The following is a 14,333-nucleotide window of genomic DNA, read 5'->3' on the forward strand; positions in this document are numbered from 1 at the left end:
GCCTGCTGGCGGCCCGCCTCGGCCCGGGCGTCCGTCCGGCTCGGCCGGAGCGTTGGGCGGCACCCTCGAGAGTGGGCGCGTCATCCGACAGGGGCGTGGAAACGCATGCTTGAACCGTGGAAGATCCTGCTGGACGGCGACCACACCGAGGCGGTCTGGGCGGAGATCACCAGACACGCCGAAGGGCTCCCGGCCGAGCGGCTCGAGGTCCTGAGAGACGATCTGCGCGGCTGGGCCGGGAAACGCCCGATGCCGGAACGCTGGTGGCGGGAGTCACGGCGCGGCGAGCACCACCCCTGGCACGCGCTCTGCGACCACTACGTCCTGTGGCACCCGAGGATCGGCCCGGACGATGACGACGACGTCGATCCGCCGGAGGGCGAGCCCGATCTCGAGCACGGCGTCGCGACGGGGGCGGTGAGTCCCGACCTGCGGTGGCTCGTCCTCGCGGCGGAGCCGGAGGGTGACCGCCGCGGCGGCGACATCGGGTTATGGGATACCGCCGCCGGATCGTGGCGACCGATGTCGGCCTCCGGCCATGACGACCGGCTCTCGGCCCACGACGTGCGGTTCAGCCCCGACGGCTCCCTGGTGGCGATCGGCATGCGCGCCGGGGGCGATCGCATACGCCTGGCGGTGTGGCGTACCGGTGATTCGGAACTCCTGTGGTCGGCGGGCCCTGGCGAGGCGGACGACACCGACCTCTGGCGGTTCGATCCACGTGACGGGTCGAAGGTCGTCGTGGCGTTCAGCGGAGACAGCCGACGGCTGGTCAGCGTGGACATCGTCGCCGCCGAGGCCGGGAAGGGACGCGTCGTGGTCGTCGAGTCCGAGACCGGCGAGGTCCGGTTCGGCGCCGCGGCCCGTGTCCACGGGTCGCCGGTTCTGGACCACACGGGAGAACGGCTGGCCTACCTCGGCCAGGACGGGAACCTGGTGGTCCAGGCGGTCGCGTCAGGAGAGATCCTGGTCGACCACCCCATCGGCGGTCCCACGGACGAGCCCGCCGACCGGCCCACCGGGGGTCTCACCGGGCGACTCACCTGCGGGCTCACTGGCGGACCCACGGACGAGCACAAGCGCGAGCCCACCGGCCGGCCCACCAGGAGTCTCACTCAGTGGCTCGCTGGGGGGCTCGCCTTCTCGCCGGATGGGGGCACGCTGGCGATCGGGGGCGAGGGAGCGGTCGGGCTGTTCCGCTTCGAGACAGGGGAGTTGGAACACTTCGAGAGCTCCGGCGAGCGAGCGGACGTGCTGTGGCCGCGGCAGGGCATGCGCGTCGTCCATCACGAAGGCGATCGCGTCACCGTGACCTCCGGCGTCGAGGGCGAGGTGCTGTGGTCGAGCCGTCCTGAGGACCTCCACTCCTTCACACCCGCGGGAACCGAGCTGGTCACGACCCGGCTCGGCCCCGGCGGAGGCGAGACCACCGTCTGGTTCCCCCGCGATCCCGGCACACAGATATGACACCCACGGCCACCGCGCCGGCCGCCACCCCCACCCGACCTGGGCGGAGGCAAGACCACCATCTGGTCCCCCGGCGACCCCGGCACACAGATATGACACCCACGGCCACCAGGCCGGCCATCACCCGGGCCGGCCTGGGCGGAGGCGAGACGACCATCGGGTTCTCCCGCGACTCCGGCACGGAGGTATGACGCCCGCGTGGGCCGGGACCGGCGCGTCCTCTCGGTCGGCTGCGACAGGGGCTGAGTCGCCGGCGCGGTGAGCAGCCGCGTCCTCAGGCGGGCCGCGTCGTCCTCCGCGTCGGCGCCAGGCCGGCACGCGTGCCCACGTTCGGCGATCGCTGCGGGTGAATTCTTGGGGCGGGTCGGTGAACATCGTCGCCTCGCTCTCGTTCACCCACCGTCAACTTGTCTAGCTTAGTGCGCATGCCTATAGCGACATTTCGCACATTTCATGCTGGGCGAATCCTCTGCACATTAGTCGCCTCACTGATCGTTGCATTGGGAATCACCGCTGGTCCAGCCTCTGCACACCTGAGCCGGCAGCACGCCGAGCTGGTCGTCCACTCCACCACAAGCGCGACAAGCGGTCGCTTGGTTGTGCACAAAGACGTGGTCAAGCCGGATCAGGCGGGAGCCTGGGCGAAGGGGCTGCTCGAGGGTGGGTGCCCGGTCACTGCGCAGGGGATCTCCGGTGACACGGGCGGCATTCCCGGTGGTGTGGTCATCGAGCTCGCGTGGCCGTGCCAGGTGGACAAGCTGGATCTCGGCGGCGTGCTGAAGTCCGGCGGACTGTCGGAGATCATCACCGAGTTCGACGGCACCACCGTGAACGTGACGACCGAGCTGCCCGTCGTCGACGGCGTCGGCGCGCACGCCGCCGCCGCTTCGGTGTCGACCGGCCTGGTCGCCGCGGGTCTCGCCCTCACCGTGATCCTCGCGCTCCTGGGCGGCGTCCTGGCCGCGTCGCGGCGTCGCCGTACCGGCTCGCGTGCGACACGGACGCCCAGGCGTACCGTCGGCGCGGCCGTCGCGGCGGTGCTGACCGCGGTCGTGCTCGCCCCGGGTGCCGCACTCGCCGACCCGAGCGAGGCGGCCCCGTCCGCGGCCCCGTCCGCAACCACGGCCCCGATCACGGACGGGATCCCGGCAGCGGACCAGACCCCGGCCCCCGATCCCGCCACGGCCACGAGCACGAGCACGACACCGAGCGCGACGCCGAGTACAGGCGCGACGCCGAGCGCGGGCGCCGCCGGTGGCGGGACGCTCGCGATCACGACGGCGAACCCGAGGGCCGGACAGCCGGTCACGTTCAGCTACACCACCGACAAGCCAGGCGCGCTCAACTGGGTCGGGCTCTACGCGGCCGGCGACAAGCCGGGCCAGGTCGCCTCGCGTACCTGGGTGCGGGCACCTCTCGCGTCGGGGACGGTCACCCTGTCCACCGGCGCGCTCGGTGAAGGCGCGTGGAGCGCGCACTTCTTGGCCAACGACGGCTACGAGCCGCTCGCCGATCCCGTGACGTTCACGCTGACCGGGCCCGGGGCCGAGCCTGTGACCGTCGAGGGCGCGGTCTTCGCCGACCAGGACGCCGACGGCGTCAGGGACGAGGGCGAGAAGGGTCTGGCGGGCGTGTCCGTCACCGACGGCGCGGTCTGGGCGACCACCGGCGCCGACGGCGGCTACACGCTGACCGTCGACAAGGCTCGCAGGGAGACCGACCTGGTCAACGTCGTCTCACCGGACGGCTACACGCCCGTGCTGCGCGACGACTACGTGCCCACCTACTTCCGCGAGGTGAAGGACGGGCAGCGCCTCGACTTCGCGCTGGTGCCGGACACCAACGCGGCCGACCCCAGAGAGAAGTGGCTGATGGTCTCGGACGTCGAGGTGGGCAACCGCACCGACGCCGAGGCGAAGAGCGCGCTCCCGCAGTGGCAGGGGCACGTCGAGGCGATGTCCGAGGTGCACCGCGCCACGCTGACGATCACCACGGGCGACCTCACCGTGACCGACTACGCCGAGGAGCCGCGCCGCCAGGGCGGCTACGACATGCTGAGAGAAGGCCTGCGCAAGGGCGCGCTCGGCATGCCGTTCTATCCGGTCATCGGCAACCACGACGTGGGCGGCACCGCGACCTCCACCGGGTACGGCGGCAGCCTGGAGTACTGGCGCAGGAACCTCGGCCCCGAGTGGTACAGCTTCGACCGCAACGGCCGGCACATCGTGGTGCTCGAGGACAACTACGACGCCCGTGGCCTCGTCCCGCAGCTGGCCTGGCTGCGCGAGGACCTGCGCAGGCACGCCACGGGCAAGCAGGTGCTGGTGTTCGCCCACCGCTCGCTGTTCACCCGCTGGGGTCCGGGCGCGGGGATGCAGCCGACCGTCGACGAGCTGGCGAAGTACGACGTGCGCATGTTCGCGGCGGGCCACAACCAGCAGGCCGAGTACAGGCGCGGCGCGTTCGCCAGGTCGGTCGAGGTCAACAACATGGGCACGTACGGCATCGACGCCGCCAGGCCCGACTACAAGGTGCTGGACTTCAGCGGCATCACGGGGAAGGACACCGGTTACGTCACGGGCACGCGCCGCCAGTTCGAGGTCGACGACGACGTCGCACTGGTCAGCCCCACCCAGGACAGTGTCCACAGCGCGTGGTCGGGCGTGCCCGTGGAGCTGTACGCCGAGGACGACGGCCGCACCCCCGCGACGGCCTCGCTGACCCTGCGCCTGCGCGGCACGACCGTCTGGCGGGAGAAGGCGATGCCGTTCGGCCGCGCCACCTCGCCCAAGGGGATCGTCAACTGCTACACACCCCCCGGCGGTACGGCGGAGCCGTGCCCTCAGGCGCACGTGTCGTGGACCAGGGTGAGCGAGCGGATCAAGGGCCTGCTTCCCGGCACGTACACCGCGGAACTGGTGGTCAAGGACACGGCGGGCAAGACCTGGCCCACGGTCAGGACCACCTTCAAGGTGACCGGCGACCCGCGCTCCGGCAGGCCGTCCACCGGCCAGGACTGGACCAGGCAGGGCGGTGACGAGGAGGGCCGCTCGTCGGCCAAGGACGACCCGGGCGCCACGCTCGACCTGCGCTGGGCGGCCAACACCGGTGAGCAGTTCCACCTCAACGGGGCCGCCGTCTGGGACGGCAATGTGATCGTGGCCTCGCAGGCCTTCGACTCGCCGTACAGCATGATGCTCGCCTACGACGCGCGGACCGGCGCGGAGAGGTGGCGCACGTACCTGGACGGCGACGCCGAGTCGTTCCCGACCGTGCACGACGGCAAGGTCTACCTCACCACGGGAGTCGGGCGGGTCTACGCCCTCGACGCGAAGACCGGCAAGGTGGTCTGGGAGACGATCGACGCCGAGCAGGTCACCGGGAAGACCGTGCGTCGCTACGGCCGCGCCGGCGGTCCCGTCAGCGTCTTCGACCTGCCCGACGGCCGCGCTGTCGCCGTCTACCAGGAGTGGGACGGCGTGCGCTGCCGCGACGCCAGGACCGGCACCCGCCTGCCCGGCGGGTTCAGCGCGCCGGGCGCGTGGGGCGAGTTCCACAGCGTCGCCGTACGGCGGGCCGGCTCGACCACCGCCTACCTGCACTCGGGCTCCAGCCAGTCGCTGATCGCGATGGACCTGGCCACCTGCAAGCAGCAGTCCTCGGTGGACACGGGCGGCGACCTCTTCAGCCAGTCCTCCCCCGTGTTCACGGACACCCAGATGGTGACCGCGACCACTTCCGGCGTACGCGGTCACGACCTGCAGGCGGGCGGCAAGGTGCTGTGGCAGGCCAAGCTCGGTACGGCCGCCGTGTGCGAGCCGGGGCCGCCGCCGGTGACCAGCCCGGCGACCAGGGGCGCGATGGCCTACGTGGCCAGCATGGACGGCGTGGTCAGGGCCTACGACACCGCCTCGGCGACGCCGGGGAAGCCGGTGTGGGAGACGCCGCTGGGATACCTGCCCGGGGAGAGCCCGATGGATGACAAGTGGCGGGTCGCGGCCGGGTGCGCGGGCGCCGGGCCCGGATCACCGGCGATGCACGCGCTGGCGACGGAGACCGTGGTGTACGCCACGACCTGGGACGGGCGCGTGGTGGCGCTGGACCGGGCGAACGGGCGGAAGCTGGCCGAGCACGACCTGGGCGGAGGTGTGGCGTCGGCGCTGTCGGTGAGCGGGAACGTGCTCTACGCGCTGACTGACGACGGCTCCATCCACGCGCTGGTCACCAGGAAGTCGCGCGGCCACGGCGGTTCCAGTCAGTGATCGTGCTTCTGACACGGGTCCTGGCTCGCGTGCTCGCGGTGGCGGGCGTCGCGGCTGTGGTCCTGCTGGCGGCGGCGGGCCAGGGGTGGGCGCACCCCTTCGGCCCGCCGCTGGTGGCGAAGGTCACGGCGGACCGCGACGTGGTCGAGGTGACCTGGTCGGCGGCCGAGGACGACCTCGCGGCCCTCGTCCGGACCGGCCCCGTCCCTGACTATCTCGGCGCGCACATCGGGGTGGCGCAGGGCGGAAGGACATGTGCGCTGGAGGCGGTGAGGGCCGAGGCCCTCGCCGCCTCCGGGGCGGTCCTGCGTTTCCGGTGCCCGGCGCGGGTCGCGGCGGTGACGCTGACGATCACCATGCTGACCGATGTGAACCCGAACTACCGGACGGTGTCCACCACGCCGGCAGGCGGCGGCGCCCTGCACACGGCGACGGCTCCGGCCCACGTCCTCACCCTCGCGGGCGGTCCGGGAACCTCGGATCCGCCTGCCCCGGTGGGGGCCGCGTCGGTCTGGGCGGCGGAGCTGTCGTCGCTGGTGGAGTCGGACGCGGTACTCCCGCTCGCGCTGCTGGTGGCGCTGGTGGCGGGCGCGGCGCACGCATGCGCGCCCGGCCATGGCAAGACGCTGACGGCCGGGTACCTCGTCGGCGGCAACGGCCGTGCCAGGGACGCGGTGTGGCTGGGCGTGGTCGTGGCGGTCATGCACACGGTGTCGGTGGGCGTGCTGGCCGTCGGCTGGTGGATCGCGATGGACGCGGCGCCGGACCTGGGTGTGGTGACCCGGTGGCTGCAGCTGGCCTCGGCGCTCATCGTGCTGGCGGTGGGCGTCGGCCTCGTCCACCGCCACCTCCGCGGCCGCCGCACCCATGACCATCACGGCCATGGGCACGGCCACGGACATGGACACGGCCACGGCCACGGACACGGGTCCGGGTCCGGGTCCGGGCATGGGTCCGGGCATGGGTCCGGACACGGTCACGAGGTCGGGCATGGGTCCGGGCACGGTCACGAGGTCGGGCACGGGGCTTCGTTGCTCACCTGGCGAGGGATCGTGACCATCGGCGCATCCGGAGGGCTGCTTCCCTCGCCCTCGGCCTTCCTCCTCCTGCTCACCGGTCTGCTCACCGGCAGGGCGGCCTTCGCCCTCGCCATGGTGGCGGCGTTCGGCGCGGGGATGGCGATCACCCTGGCGGGCGTCGGCCTTGCCGTCCTGCGCGGGCGGGATGTTCTCGCCGGCGTGACCACGCGGCCCTGGCTGCGGAAGTGGAGCCTGCGCCTGCCGCTGGTCGCGGCCTGCCTGGTGGTCGCCGGCGGGGTGGCGGCCTCCCTCCTGGCCGCCGTGTCGCTGATGAGCGCCTGACGCGCCGCCCGGCCGAGATCGTCCCGCGGGCCGAGGGCGGCGCGTCGGGGCGGGGGCGGCGCGTCGGGGCGGGGGCGGCGCGTCGGAGACGGGGTCAGGCGGGTCGGGTCGCCGGCGGCGTTCCCGGGGACGCGGCCGGTGGCGGGATGACGTGGGTCGCGGATCGGGTCGCCGGTGGCGGTGGCGTTCCCGGGGACGCGGCCGGTGGCGGGATGACGTGGGTCGCGTCGGGGGCCGCCCACTGGTGAGCGGTGCCCTGGTGGACGGCGGCGTAGACGTGGTCGCGCAGGGCGTTCGCCTCCTCGTCCGACAGGGTGCGCGCGGGATCACGCAACACGATGCGCAGCAGGACGTTCTTGTGGCCCGGCCGTGCCCCCAGACGTTCCACCGCGGCTGGAGGCAGGTCGCCGATCGAGGTCTCGGAGACGACGCGGATCTCCTCGATCGCGTCGGCGTGGGGGCCGAGGGCGTCGCGGACCGCTCCCCCGAGGGTCTCGGCGTCGGCGTCGGCGGGCACGGCCACCGACAGGTCGCGGGAGATCGGCGGGTGCTTGGACACCGGCCGGTAGGGGTCCAGGTCGAGCATCTGGCCGGCGATGCGCGCGTCGGCGGCCGTCAGCAGGCGGATGTCGGGGATGCGCTTGCGGAGCATCAGCAGCCGGTCCAGCCCGAGGCCCATGGCCAGGCCGCTGACGGTGGCGTCGAGCCCTGCCCCTTCCAGGACCCGGCGTGAGGCCAGGCCGCATTCGGCGATCTCGATCCACTCCTCGCCGACCCGGACGTCGATCTGGCGGCCGTCCGCGGTGTAGGGGTGGGATGCCGGGATGGTCCGGTACGGCAGGCCGGGAAGGATCGAGCCCACGACGGCGGCGATCATCTCCTCGAGGTCGCCGGCGTCCATCGGCCGGCCTGTGACGATGCGCCAGAGGTCGAGCTGGTGCGGGGTGCCGGTGTGGATCCGGTCGACGACGTCCCGCCGGTAGACCAGCCCTGGACAGGCCAGCAGGACGTCACGCCAGCCGTACCCGCCGCCGGCGGTGTTCTGGGCCGCCAGCCCGCGGAGGGCGGGCGGGATGGCGGCGCTGGTGTGGCTGCGCAGCATGCAGGTCTCGCTGGCGTAGCGGGTGTAACGGGCGTCTCGCGTGACGGCGTCCGGCGGATAGCCGAGCCGTTCGTAGTTGTCCTCGACGGGGACCAGGGGATGGGCCCTGACCACCCGGACGTCGTTGCGCCATGAGGCCTCAAGAGCCCGTACAAGAGTGTCGACGACGAGTTGGATGGCGTGCGGTCCTTGGGACGGGTCGCTCAGGTCGCGGACCGTCAACGCGCGAGCGAGCTCGCCGGCGTCGAGCACGTGGGAGGGGACGGTGAGCACAGGAGAAGACATGGGAATCCGATCGGTTCGCAGCGGACGGGGGTCTCCCCCGGCCGGCCCGCCGCTGGGCGTCGATGCGGCCGCCGTCTTCCTGTGGTCAGGTCAGAGCACGCCGATGCGCCCCAGCGGCCGGCATCGCCGGCCGGGGGCGGATAAATCGCCTAGTGCCCGACATGGTCACGACCCTAACATCCGCCGCACGCCGATGATCGGCCCTACGGCGAGCGGAACCATGGCCGGGACCCGCTCCGCCGCGCATCGGGGCACGCCCCCGCCGCGGCCGGCCATCAGGGCACGCCGCCCGCGGCCGGCCATCAGGGCACGCCGCCCGCGGGCCGGCCATCAGGGCACGCCGCCCGCCGGGGCCGTTACGGCACGCCGTCCGGCAGGCTCAGTCGAGGAGGGCGGCCGCCTTGAGGTCGTCGAAGATCAGCTGATCCACCGGGGCGATCCTGTCGCGGTCGGCGTACGTCAGCCACGCGACCTCTTCGATCTCGCTGCTGGGGGTGAGCGTGCCACGATAGTCGCCGCTGTAGCAGGTCATGCGAACCAGCACGCCGTCCGGATGACCGTGGGCCTGCGCCTCGTAGACGCCCAGGTGGGCGATGGTGTCGGGCTGGAGCTCGACGGCGAGCTCCTCCTCGATCTCCCGCAGCAGCGTCTCGGTGTCGCTCTCGCCCTCCTCCCGCTTGCCGCCGGGGATGTAGTAGGTCTCCTTGCCGCGGGAGCGCGTGCTCAGGATCTTGCCGTCCTCCAGCCGCACCCACGCCACCTTGTCGATGACCGCCGACATCGTGATACCTCCCGTGCTCTGGAGCCGTCCGGCCCCACCGCACCCTATCGACCATTGATCGTTTGGCGGGGCGAACGTCAAGAGGCCGAACGGCCCAGGGCCGCCATGTGCCGCTCGGCTGGCACGTGACCAGCCGGGGGATGCGCGCGGGGCCCGAGGAGGGCGGCGACCGCGTCGCAGGGTTGACCTGGAGTGTGCTCCACGTCCCAGACTCCCGTTCAGAGGCCGGGGAGACGATCCGGCCGCACTGGAGGGACGCCATGAAGTACCGCACCATCGGCACCGACCCGAAGACCTGCCGCGAGGTGAGCGCCCTCGCGTTCGGCGCGATGCTCCTCGGCTCGGTCACCGACGAGAAGACCTCCTTCGCCATCCTGGACCGGTACGTCGAGGCCGGCGGGACGTTCATCGACACCTCCGACAACTACGCCTTCTGGATCGACGGCGGTCAGGGCGGGCAGAGCGAGGAACTGCTCGGCCGGTGGCGGCGCAGCCGCGGTGTCGGCGACGAGATCGTCATCGCCACCAAGCTGGGCGCGCGGCCGCTGGCCCCCGGCACCGGTTACGTCGACAACGCGGAGGGGCTGTCGGCCAAGGTGATCAGGGAGTCCGCCGAGCGCAGCAGGGAACGGCTCGGCGTGGACAGGATCGACCTCCTCTACGCGCACATCGAGGACCGCACGGTGCCGCTGCGCGAGACCGTCGAGGGCTTCGCCGAACTGGTGGCGGAGGGGACGGTCGGGCTGCTCGGGGTGAGCAACCACGCCATCTGGCGGGTGGAGCGGGCCCGCGCCATCGCCGCGGCGGCCGGGCTGCCCGGCTACGAGGTCCTGCAGTACCAGCACAGCCACCTCCGTCCGCGCTTCGACGTGCCCGAGTCGATCTTCGAGGACGGCAGCCTCGGCCACGCGGGCGCCGAGCTGCTGAGCTACCTGCGTGCCGAGCCCGAGCTGACCCTGGTCGCCTACTCGCCGCTGCTCGGCGGCGCCTACGCCAGGGCGGACAAGCCGCTGCCACGCGACTACGACCACCCGGGGACGCCCGCCAGGCTGGCCGTGCTGCGCGAGGTCGCGAACGAGACGGGGGCCACCGTGAACCAGGTGGTGCTCGCCTGGCAGATCGGTGGGAGGTTCCCGGTGATCCCGCTGGTGGGTGCCTCCTCCGTGGCGCAGCTGGAGGAGAGCCTGGCCGCCGTCGACCTGGAGCTCACGGAGGAGCAGCGAGGACGGCTGGACGCGGCCAACTAGGCCGTCGCCGCAGGTCGGCCCGACCCTGCCCGCTTCCCCATGGGGTCACGACAGGTCGGCCTGACCAGGCCCGCTTCCCCCATGGGGTCACGACAGGTCGGCCCGACCAGGCCCGCTTCCCCCACAGGGTCACGACCCCCGGGCCGCGCTAGGGGTCGCGGGCCGGACGCCCACGAGTTTGGTGAGGAATCGATCGACCTGCTCCTCCAGCGGCGGCCACGGGAGGTCGGGCTGGTTGACGCGCATCGACACGGCGCCGTGGACGGCCGCCCTCAGGTCCAGTGACACCACCGCCGCGTCGTCGGCGGGGGCGAGCCCGGCGTCCATGCATCGCCGGACCGCGGCGGTGGTGCGTTCGGCCAGCTCCTGCTTGAACGACATGGCCGTCCGCTGATTGAGGGTGCTCTCATGGAGCACCTTGTAGAGGCCGGGGTGCCGCTGGACCCACGTGCCGAGCAGAAGGACCCGGGCGCGCAGCCCGGCCACCGGGTCGTCGGCGCCCGCCTCGGCCTGGTCGACGGCCCGCACGAGGTCGTGGTGAAAGCGTTCCAGCGCCGCTAGCACGAGCGCGTCCCGGTCGGCGAAATGGATGTAGACCGAGGTCGCGGCGATGCCGACCTCGCGGGCCACGGCGCGCAGGGACAGCGCCTGATCGTCCGCGAGCTCGTCGAGCATCCGGAGTGCCGCGGCGACGATGTCCTCGCGCAGCCGTTCGCCCTGGCCGCGCGGGTTACGGCCGCGGCCGCCGCGTCGCGCGCCGTCCTGGGTCGGTGAGGTCACGTCCATGATCTGCCATTGTATGCGGACGCCCGTTGCACTACAGTCGTAGCGCTACAGTCGTTGTGTCAGAGAGGAAGATCATGAACTTTTCCACCACGGCACAGGTGAAGGCACTGGACCCGGTGTTCGCGGAGATGAGCGCGGCGACCGACCACGCGGTCTGGGAGGAGATCCCGGAGCTGACGATGCGCGAGAAGGTCCTGCTGTCCGTCGTCGCCGACGTCTGCCAGCAGACCCTCGGGCTGCCGTTGGAGCTGCACGTGACGATGGGCCTGGAGCACGGCGTCTCCGCCGACGATCTGCGGGAACTGCTTCGCTTCATCTCCTACGACAGCGGCTACCCCGCGGCCCTGGCGGCGTTGGCGCGCCTGACCGAGATCGAGAGGGAGCGGGGCCTGGCCGGCCCCACGGGAGAGGGCCACCCGATCGACGCCGGCGGCTCGGGAAGCCCGATCCCCGCTCCCACCAGGCAGGCTGTCCGCAACCTCGACGCCCGGTTCGCCGACTACATGGACCTGCAATCCCGCATGCGCGCCGGCATGCGGCGGCTGAGCGTGCGCGAGCGCGCGTTCGCGACGATGACCGTCGACGTGCTGTACCAGACGCTGGAGGAGAGCTTCCGCGTCCACGTCACGCGCGCCCTCAGCGCCGGCGCCACACCGGACGACGTGCGCGCCGTCGTGCGGTTCTCCGCCCGGTTCGGCATGACCAAGGCCTGGCGCGGGCTACGCGTGCTCGAGGCGCTCTTCACCGAGACCGGCACCGTCTTCGCCTGACCCTGCCGCACGGGCGGCCCCGGCCCGTCCAGGCCGGGGCCGCCCCAAGGTCACGGCCCCGGACCGGGGACCAGGCCGGGGCATCCCACGGTCACGGCCGGACCGGCGGTGACCAGGCCAGGGCCGTCCACGACCCCGCACCATCTCCGGGCGAGGGGCGCGCAGGGACGAAGCCCGCGGCGGAGTGGACGCTCGACGTACTGCGACAAAGATCTCCTAGCCACTTTCCGTGCCTGACGGGTATGACTTGTCCTATGGATAACCTTCTCGCCGGGCCGCCCCCGACTCACCTGCCGGACCTGCCCGAGGCCCGAGAGGCGCTGGAATCCGGCGCCAAGGCGTCCGACGTGGCAGCTCGCTTCCCCGCCTACCCGGCGGCATGGGCCGCGCTCGCGGAGGAGTACTTCGCCAATGGTCACGCCGTGACCTCCTACGCCTTCGCCCGCACCGGCTACCACCGGGGACTGGACCAGCTCCGCCGTAGCGGATGGAAGGGGCACGGGCCGATCCCGTGGGAGCACGAACCCAATCGCGGCTTCCTGCGCTGCCTCTACGCGCTGTCCAGGGCCGCTCAGGCGATCGGCGAGAAGGACGAGGCCGAGCGGTGCCTGCAGTTCCTGAAGGACAGCAGCGCCGAGGCCTATGACGCGCTCGCCAAGAGCTAGCTCTTGGGACGTTTGGGCATACTCGGGTAGTCTCTCCACGCAAGAGCCCCTGTCGCACTTGCGTCAGGGGTTTTCGTTTTGCTCGGGAGAGATAACCATGCCGGCTGTCGTTGTCTTGGGCGCCCAGTGGGGCGATGAGGGCAAGGGGAAGGCCACCGACCTGCTGGGCGGTGCCGTCGACTACGTGGTCCGCTACCAGGGCGGTAACAACGCGGGGCACACCATCGTCATCGGCGACCAGAAGTACGCCCTTCACCTCGTGCCCACCGGCATCCTGTCGCCTGACGTGGTACCCGTGATCGGCAACGGCGTGGTGATCGATCCCGGCGTGCTGCTGTCCGAGCTGGACGGCCTCGCCGAGCGCGGGATCTCCGCCGAGCGGCTGCTGATCTCGGCGAACGCCCACCTGATCATGCCGCACCACAAGGCGCTCGACAAGGTGACCGAGCGCTACCTCGGCAAGGCGAAGATCGGCACGACCGGGCGCGGCATCGGTCCCGCCTACGGCGACAAGATCTACCGCATGGGCATCCGCGTGCAGGACCTGCTCGACCCGGGCATCCTCGCGCAGAAGATCGAGGCGGTGCTCGGCGAGAAGAACCAGGTGCTGACCAAGGTCTACAACCGGCGCGGCATCGACGGGCAGAAGGTGCTGGAGGAGTACCTCGGCTACGCGGAGCGCCTCAAGCCGCACATCGCCGACACCTCGCTGGTGCTGAAGAAGGCGCTGGACGAGGACAAGTTCGTGCTGCTGGAGGGCGGCCAGGGCACGCTGCTCGACATCGACCACGGCACCTACCCGTTCGTCACGTCGTCCTCGCCGACCAGTGGCGGAGCGTGCGCGGGCGCGGGCATCCCGCCGAACCGGCTCACCCGGGTGATCGGCATCCTGAAGGCGTACACGACACGCGTCGGCTCGGGCCCGTTCCCGACGGAGCTGACCGACGAGATGGGCGACTGGCTGCGCACGACGGGCGGCGAGTACGGCGTGACGACCGGACGCAACCGCCGCTGCGGCTGGTTCGACGCGGTCATCGCGCGTTACGCCACGAGGATCAACGGAGTCACCGACTTCTTCCTCACCAAGCTGGACGTGCTGTCGGGGCTTGAGCGGATCCCCGTGTGCGTGGCGTACGACGTCGACGGGGTGCGGCACGACGAGATCCCGATGACGCAGACGGAGTTCCACCACGCGACACCGATCTACGAGGAGTTCCCCGGCTGGCAGGAGGACATCTCGAAGGCCCGCTCCTTCGAGGACCTGCCGCCGAACGCCCGGGCGTACGTGCGGACGCTGGAGGAGCTGAGCGAGTCGCGCATCTCGGCGATCGGCGTCGGCCCTGGCCGCGACCAGACGATCGAGCTCCACTCCCTGGTCTGACCCGCCCCGACCGGCCCCGCGCCTGCCTCCCGACACGCGAGAGGCGGGCGCCGGTGCCCGATGCGAGGCCAGGCCGCATGTGCCCCACGCAGGGCCGGGCGCCGGTTCCCGATGCGAGGTCCGGCGCCGGTTCGCGCCATCCGTGCGCCGGCGCCGGTGGCCTCGGGCGGCCGGCCGATCGTCCCGTACGGCAAGCCGGGTCAAGCCCACCATGGTCACCGGCTGA

The 14,333-nt window shown here is 72.0% G+C and carries 10 protein-coding genes; 7 read left to right on the forward strand and 3 right to left on the reverse strand.

Annotation, left to right across the window (positions count from 1 at the left end; all coding sequences use genetic code 11):
* The first annotated feature begins 105 nt into the window (after nt 1-105).
* The 3 genes from ACFSKW_RS25005 to ACFSKW_RS25015 all read left to right on the forward strand — a co-directional run bounded on the left by ACFSKW_RS25005 (nt 106) and on the right by ACFSKW_RS25015 (nt 7,090).
* The gene (locus tag ACFSKW_RS25005) at nt 106-1,467 is read left to right on the forward strand and encodes a WD40 repeat domain-containing protein (protein WP_379574829.1); all 1,362 of its coding nucleotides are present in this window, start codon (nt 106-108) and stop codon (nt 1,465-1,467) included.
* A 599-nt stretch (nt 1,468-2,066) separates the two neighbouring features.
* A complete protein-coding gene (locus ACFSKW_RS25010) occupies nt 2,067-5,729 on the forward strand; it encodes an outer membrane protein assembly factor BamB family protein (protein WP_379575003.1) in 3,663 nt (1,220 codons plus the stop codon).
* Nucleotides 5,730-5,731: 2 nt separating this feature from the next.
* On the forward strand, nt 5,732-7,090 hold the full coding sequence (locus ACFSKW_RS25015; protein ID WP_379574830.1) for a hypothetical protein: 1,359 nt from the start codon (nt 5,732-5,734) through the stop codon (nt 7,088-7,090).
* Nucleotides 7,091-7,184: 94 nt separating this feature from the next.
* On the opposite strand, the gene srmL is transcribed toward ACFSKW_RS25015, so the two are convergent.
* Together srmL and ACFSKW_RS25025 are read right to left on the reverse strand one after the other, a co-directional pair.
* Nucleotides 7,185-8,477, reverse strand: a complete 1,293-nt coding sequence (gene srmL, locus ACFSKW_RS25020; RefSeq protein WP_379574831.1) for a PheS-related mystery ligase SrmL — start codon at nt 8,475-8,477, stop codon at nt 7,185-7,187.
* A 379-nt stretch (nt 8,478-8,856) separates the two neighbouring features.
* Nucleotides 8,857-9,258, reverse strand: a complete 402-nt coding sequence (locus tag ACFSKW_RS25025) for an NUDIX hydrolase (RefSeq protein WP_379574832.1) — start codon at nt 9,256-9,258, stop codon at nt 8,857-8,859.
* A 260-nt stretch (nt 9,259-9,518) separates the two neighbouring features.
* Here ACFSKW_RS25025 and ACFSKW_RS25030 point away from each other — a divergent pair, with 260 nt between their 5' ends.
* Nucleotides 9,519-10,505, forward strand: coding sequence for an aldo/keto reductase (locus ACFSKW_RS25030; protein WP_379574833.1), 987 nt, complete (start codon nt 9,519-9,521; stop codon nt 10,503-10,505).
* Between the two features lie 129 nt (nt 10,506-10,634).
* On the opposite strand, the gene ACFSKW_RS25035 is transcribed toward ACFSKW_RS25030, so the two are convergent.
* Complete coding sequence (locus tag ACFSKW_RS25035; RefSeq protein WP_379574834.1) at nt 10,635-11,291, reverse strand: TetR/AcrR family transcriptional regulator; 657 nt, start codon at nt 11,289-11,291, stop codon at nt 10,635-10,637.
* 74 nt (nt 11,292-11,365) lie between these two features.
* Between ACFSKW_RS25035 and ACFSKW_RS25040 the strand changes: the two genes are divergently transcribed.
* From ACFSKW_RS25040 to ACFSKW_RS25050, 3 genes are all read left to right on the forward strand, one after another.
* Nucleotides 11,366-12,061, forward strand: coding sequence for a carboxymuconolactone decarboxylase family protein (locus tag ACFSKW_RS25040; RefSeq protein WP_379574835.1), 696 nt, complete (start codon nt 11,366-11,368; stop codon nt 12,059-12,061).
* A gap of 254 nt (nt 12,062-12,315) precedes the next feature.
* The gene (locus ACFSKW_RS25045) at nt 12,316-12,726 is read left to right on the forward strand and encodes a DUF3151 domain-containing protein (protein ID WP_379574836.1); all 411 of its coding nucleotides are present in this window, start codon (nt 12,316-12,318) and stop codon (nt 12,724-12,726) included.
* A gap of 97 nt (nt 12,727-12,823) precedes the next feature.
* Nucleotides 12,824-14,107, forward strand: coding sequence for an adenylosuccinate synthase (locus tag ACFSKW_RS25050; RefSeq protein WP_379574837.1), 1,284 nt, complete (start codon nt 12,824-12,826; stop codon nt 14,105-14,107).
* The last annotated feature ends 226 nt before the right edge of the window (nt 14,108-14,333 follow it).

The organism is Nonomuraea mangrovi, from assembly GCF_042681425.1.
In the GTDB taxonomy this organism is placed as follows: Bacteria; Actinomycetota; Actinomycetes; order Streptosporangiales; family Streptosporangiaceae; genus Nonomuraea; species Nonomuraea mangrovi.

What these genes read in the sequence shown, in the direction of transcription:
- ACFSKW_RS25005 (WP_379574829.1), top strand. Translation starts at nt 106, where the DNA reads ATGCTTGAACCGTGGAAGATCCTGCTGGACGGCGACCACACCGAGGCG.
- srmL (WP_379574831.1), bottom strand. Translation starts at nt 8,477, where the DNA reads ATGTCTTCTCCTGTGCTCACCGTCCCCTCCCACGTGCTCGACGCCGGC.
- ACFSKW_RS25025 (WP_379574832.1), bottom strand. Translation starts at nt 9,258, where the DNA reads ATGTCGGCGGTCATCGACAAGGTGGCGTGGGTGCGGCTGGAGGACGGC.
- ACFSKW_RS25030 (WP_379574833.1), top strand. Translation starts at nt 9,519, where the DNA reads ATGAAGTACCGCACCATCGGCACCGACCCGAAGACCTGCCGCGAGGTG.
- ACFSKW_RS25035 (WP_379574834.1), bottom strand. Translation starts at nt 11,291, where the DNA reads ATGGACGTGACCTCACCGACCCAGGACGGCGCGCGACGCGGCGGCCGC.
- ACFSKW_RS25040 (WP_379574835.1), top strand. Translation starts at nt 11,366, where the DNA reads ATGAACTTTTCCACCACGGCACAGGTGAAGGCACTGGACCCGGTGTTC.
- ACFSKW_RS25045 (WP_379574836.1), top strand. Translation starts at nt 12,316, where the DNA reads ATGGATAACCTTCTCGCCGGGCCGCCCCCGACTCACCTGCCGGACCTG.
- ACFSKW_RS25050 (WP_379574837.1), top strand. Translation starts at nt 12,824, where the DNA reads ATGCCGGCTGTCGTTGTCTTGGGCGCCCAGTGGGGCGATGAGGGCAAG.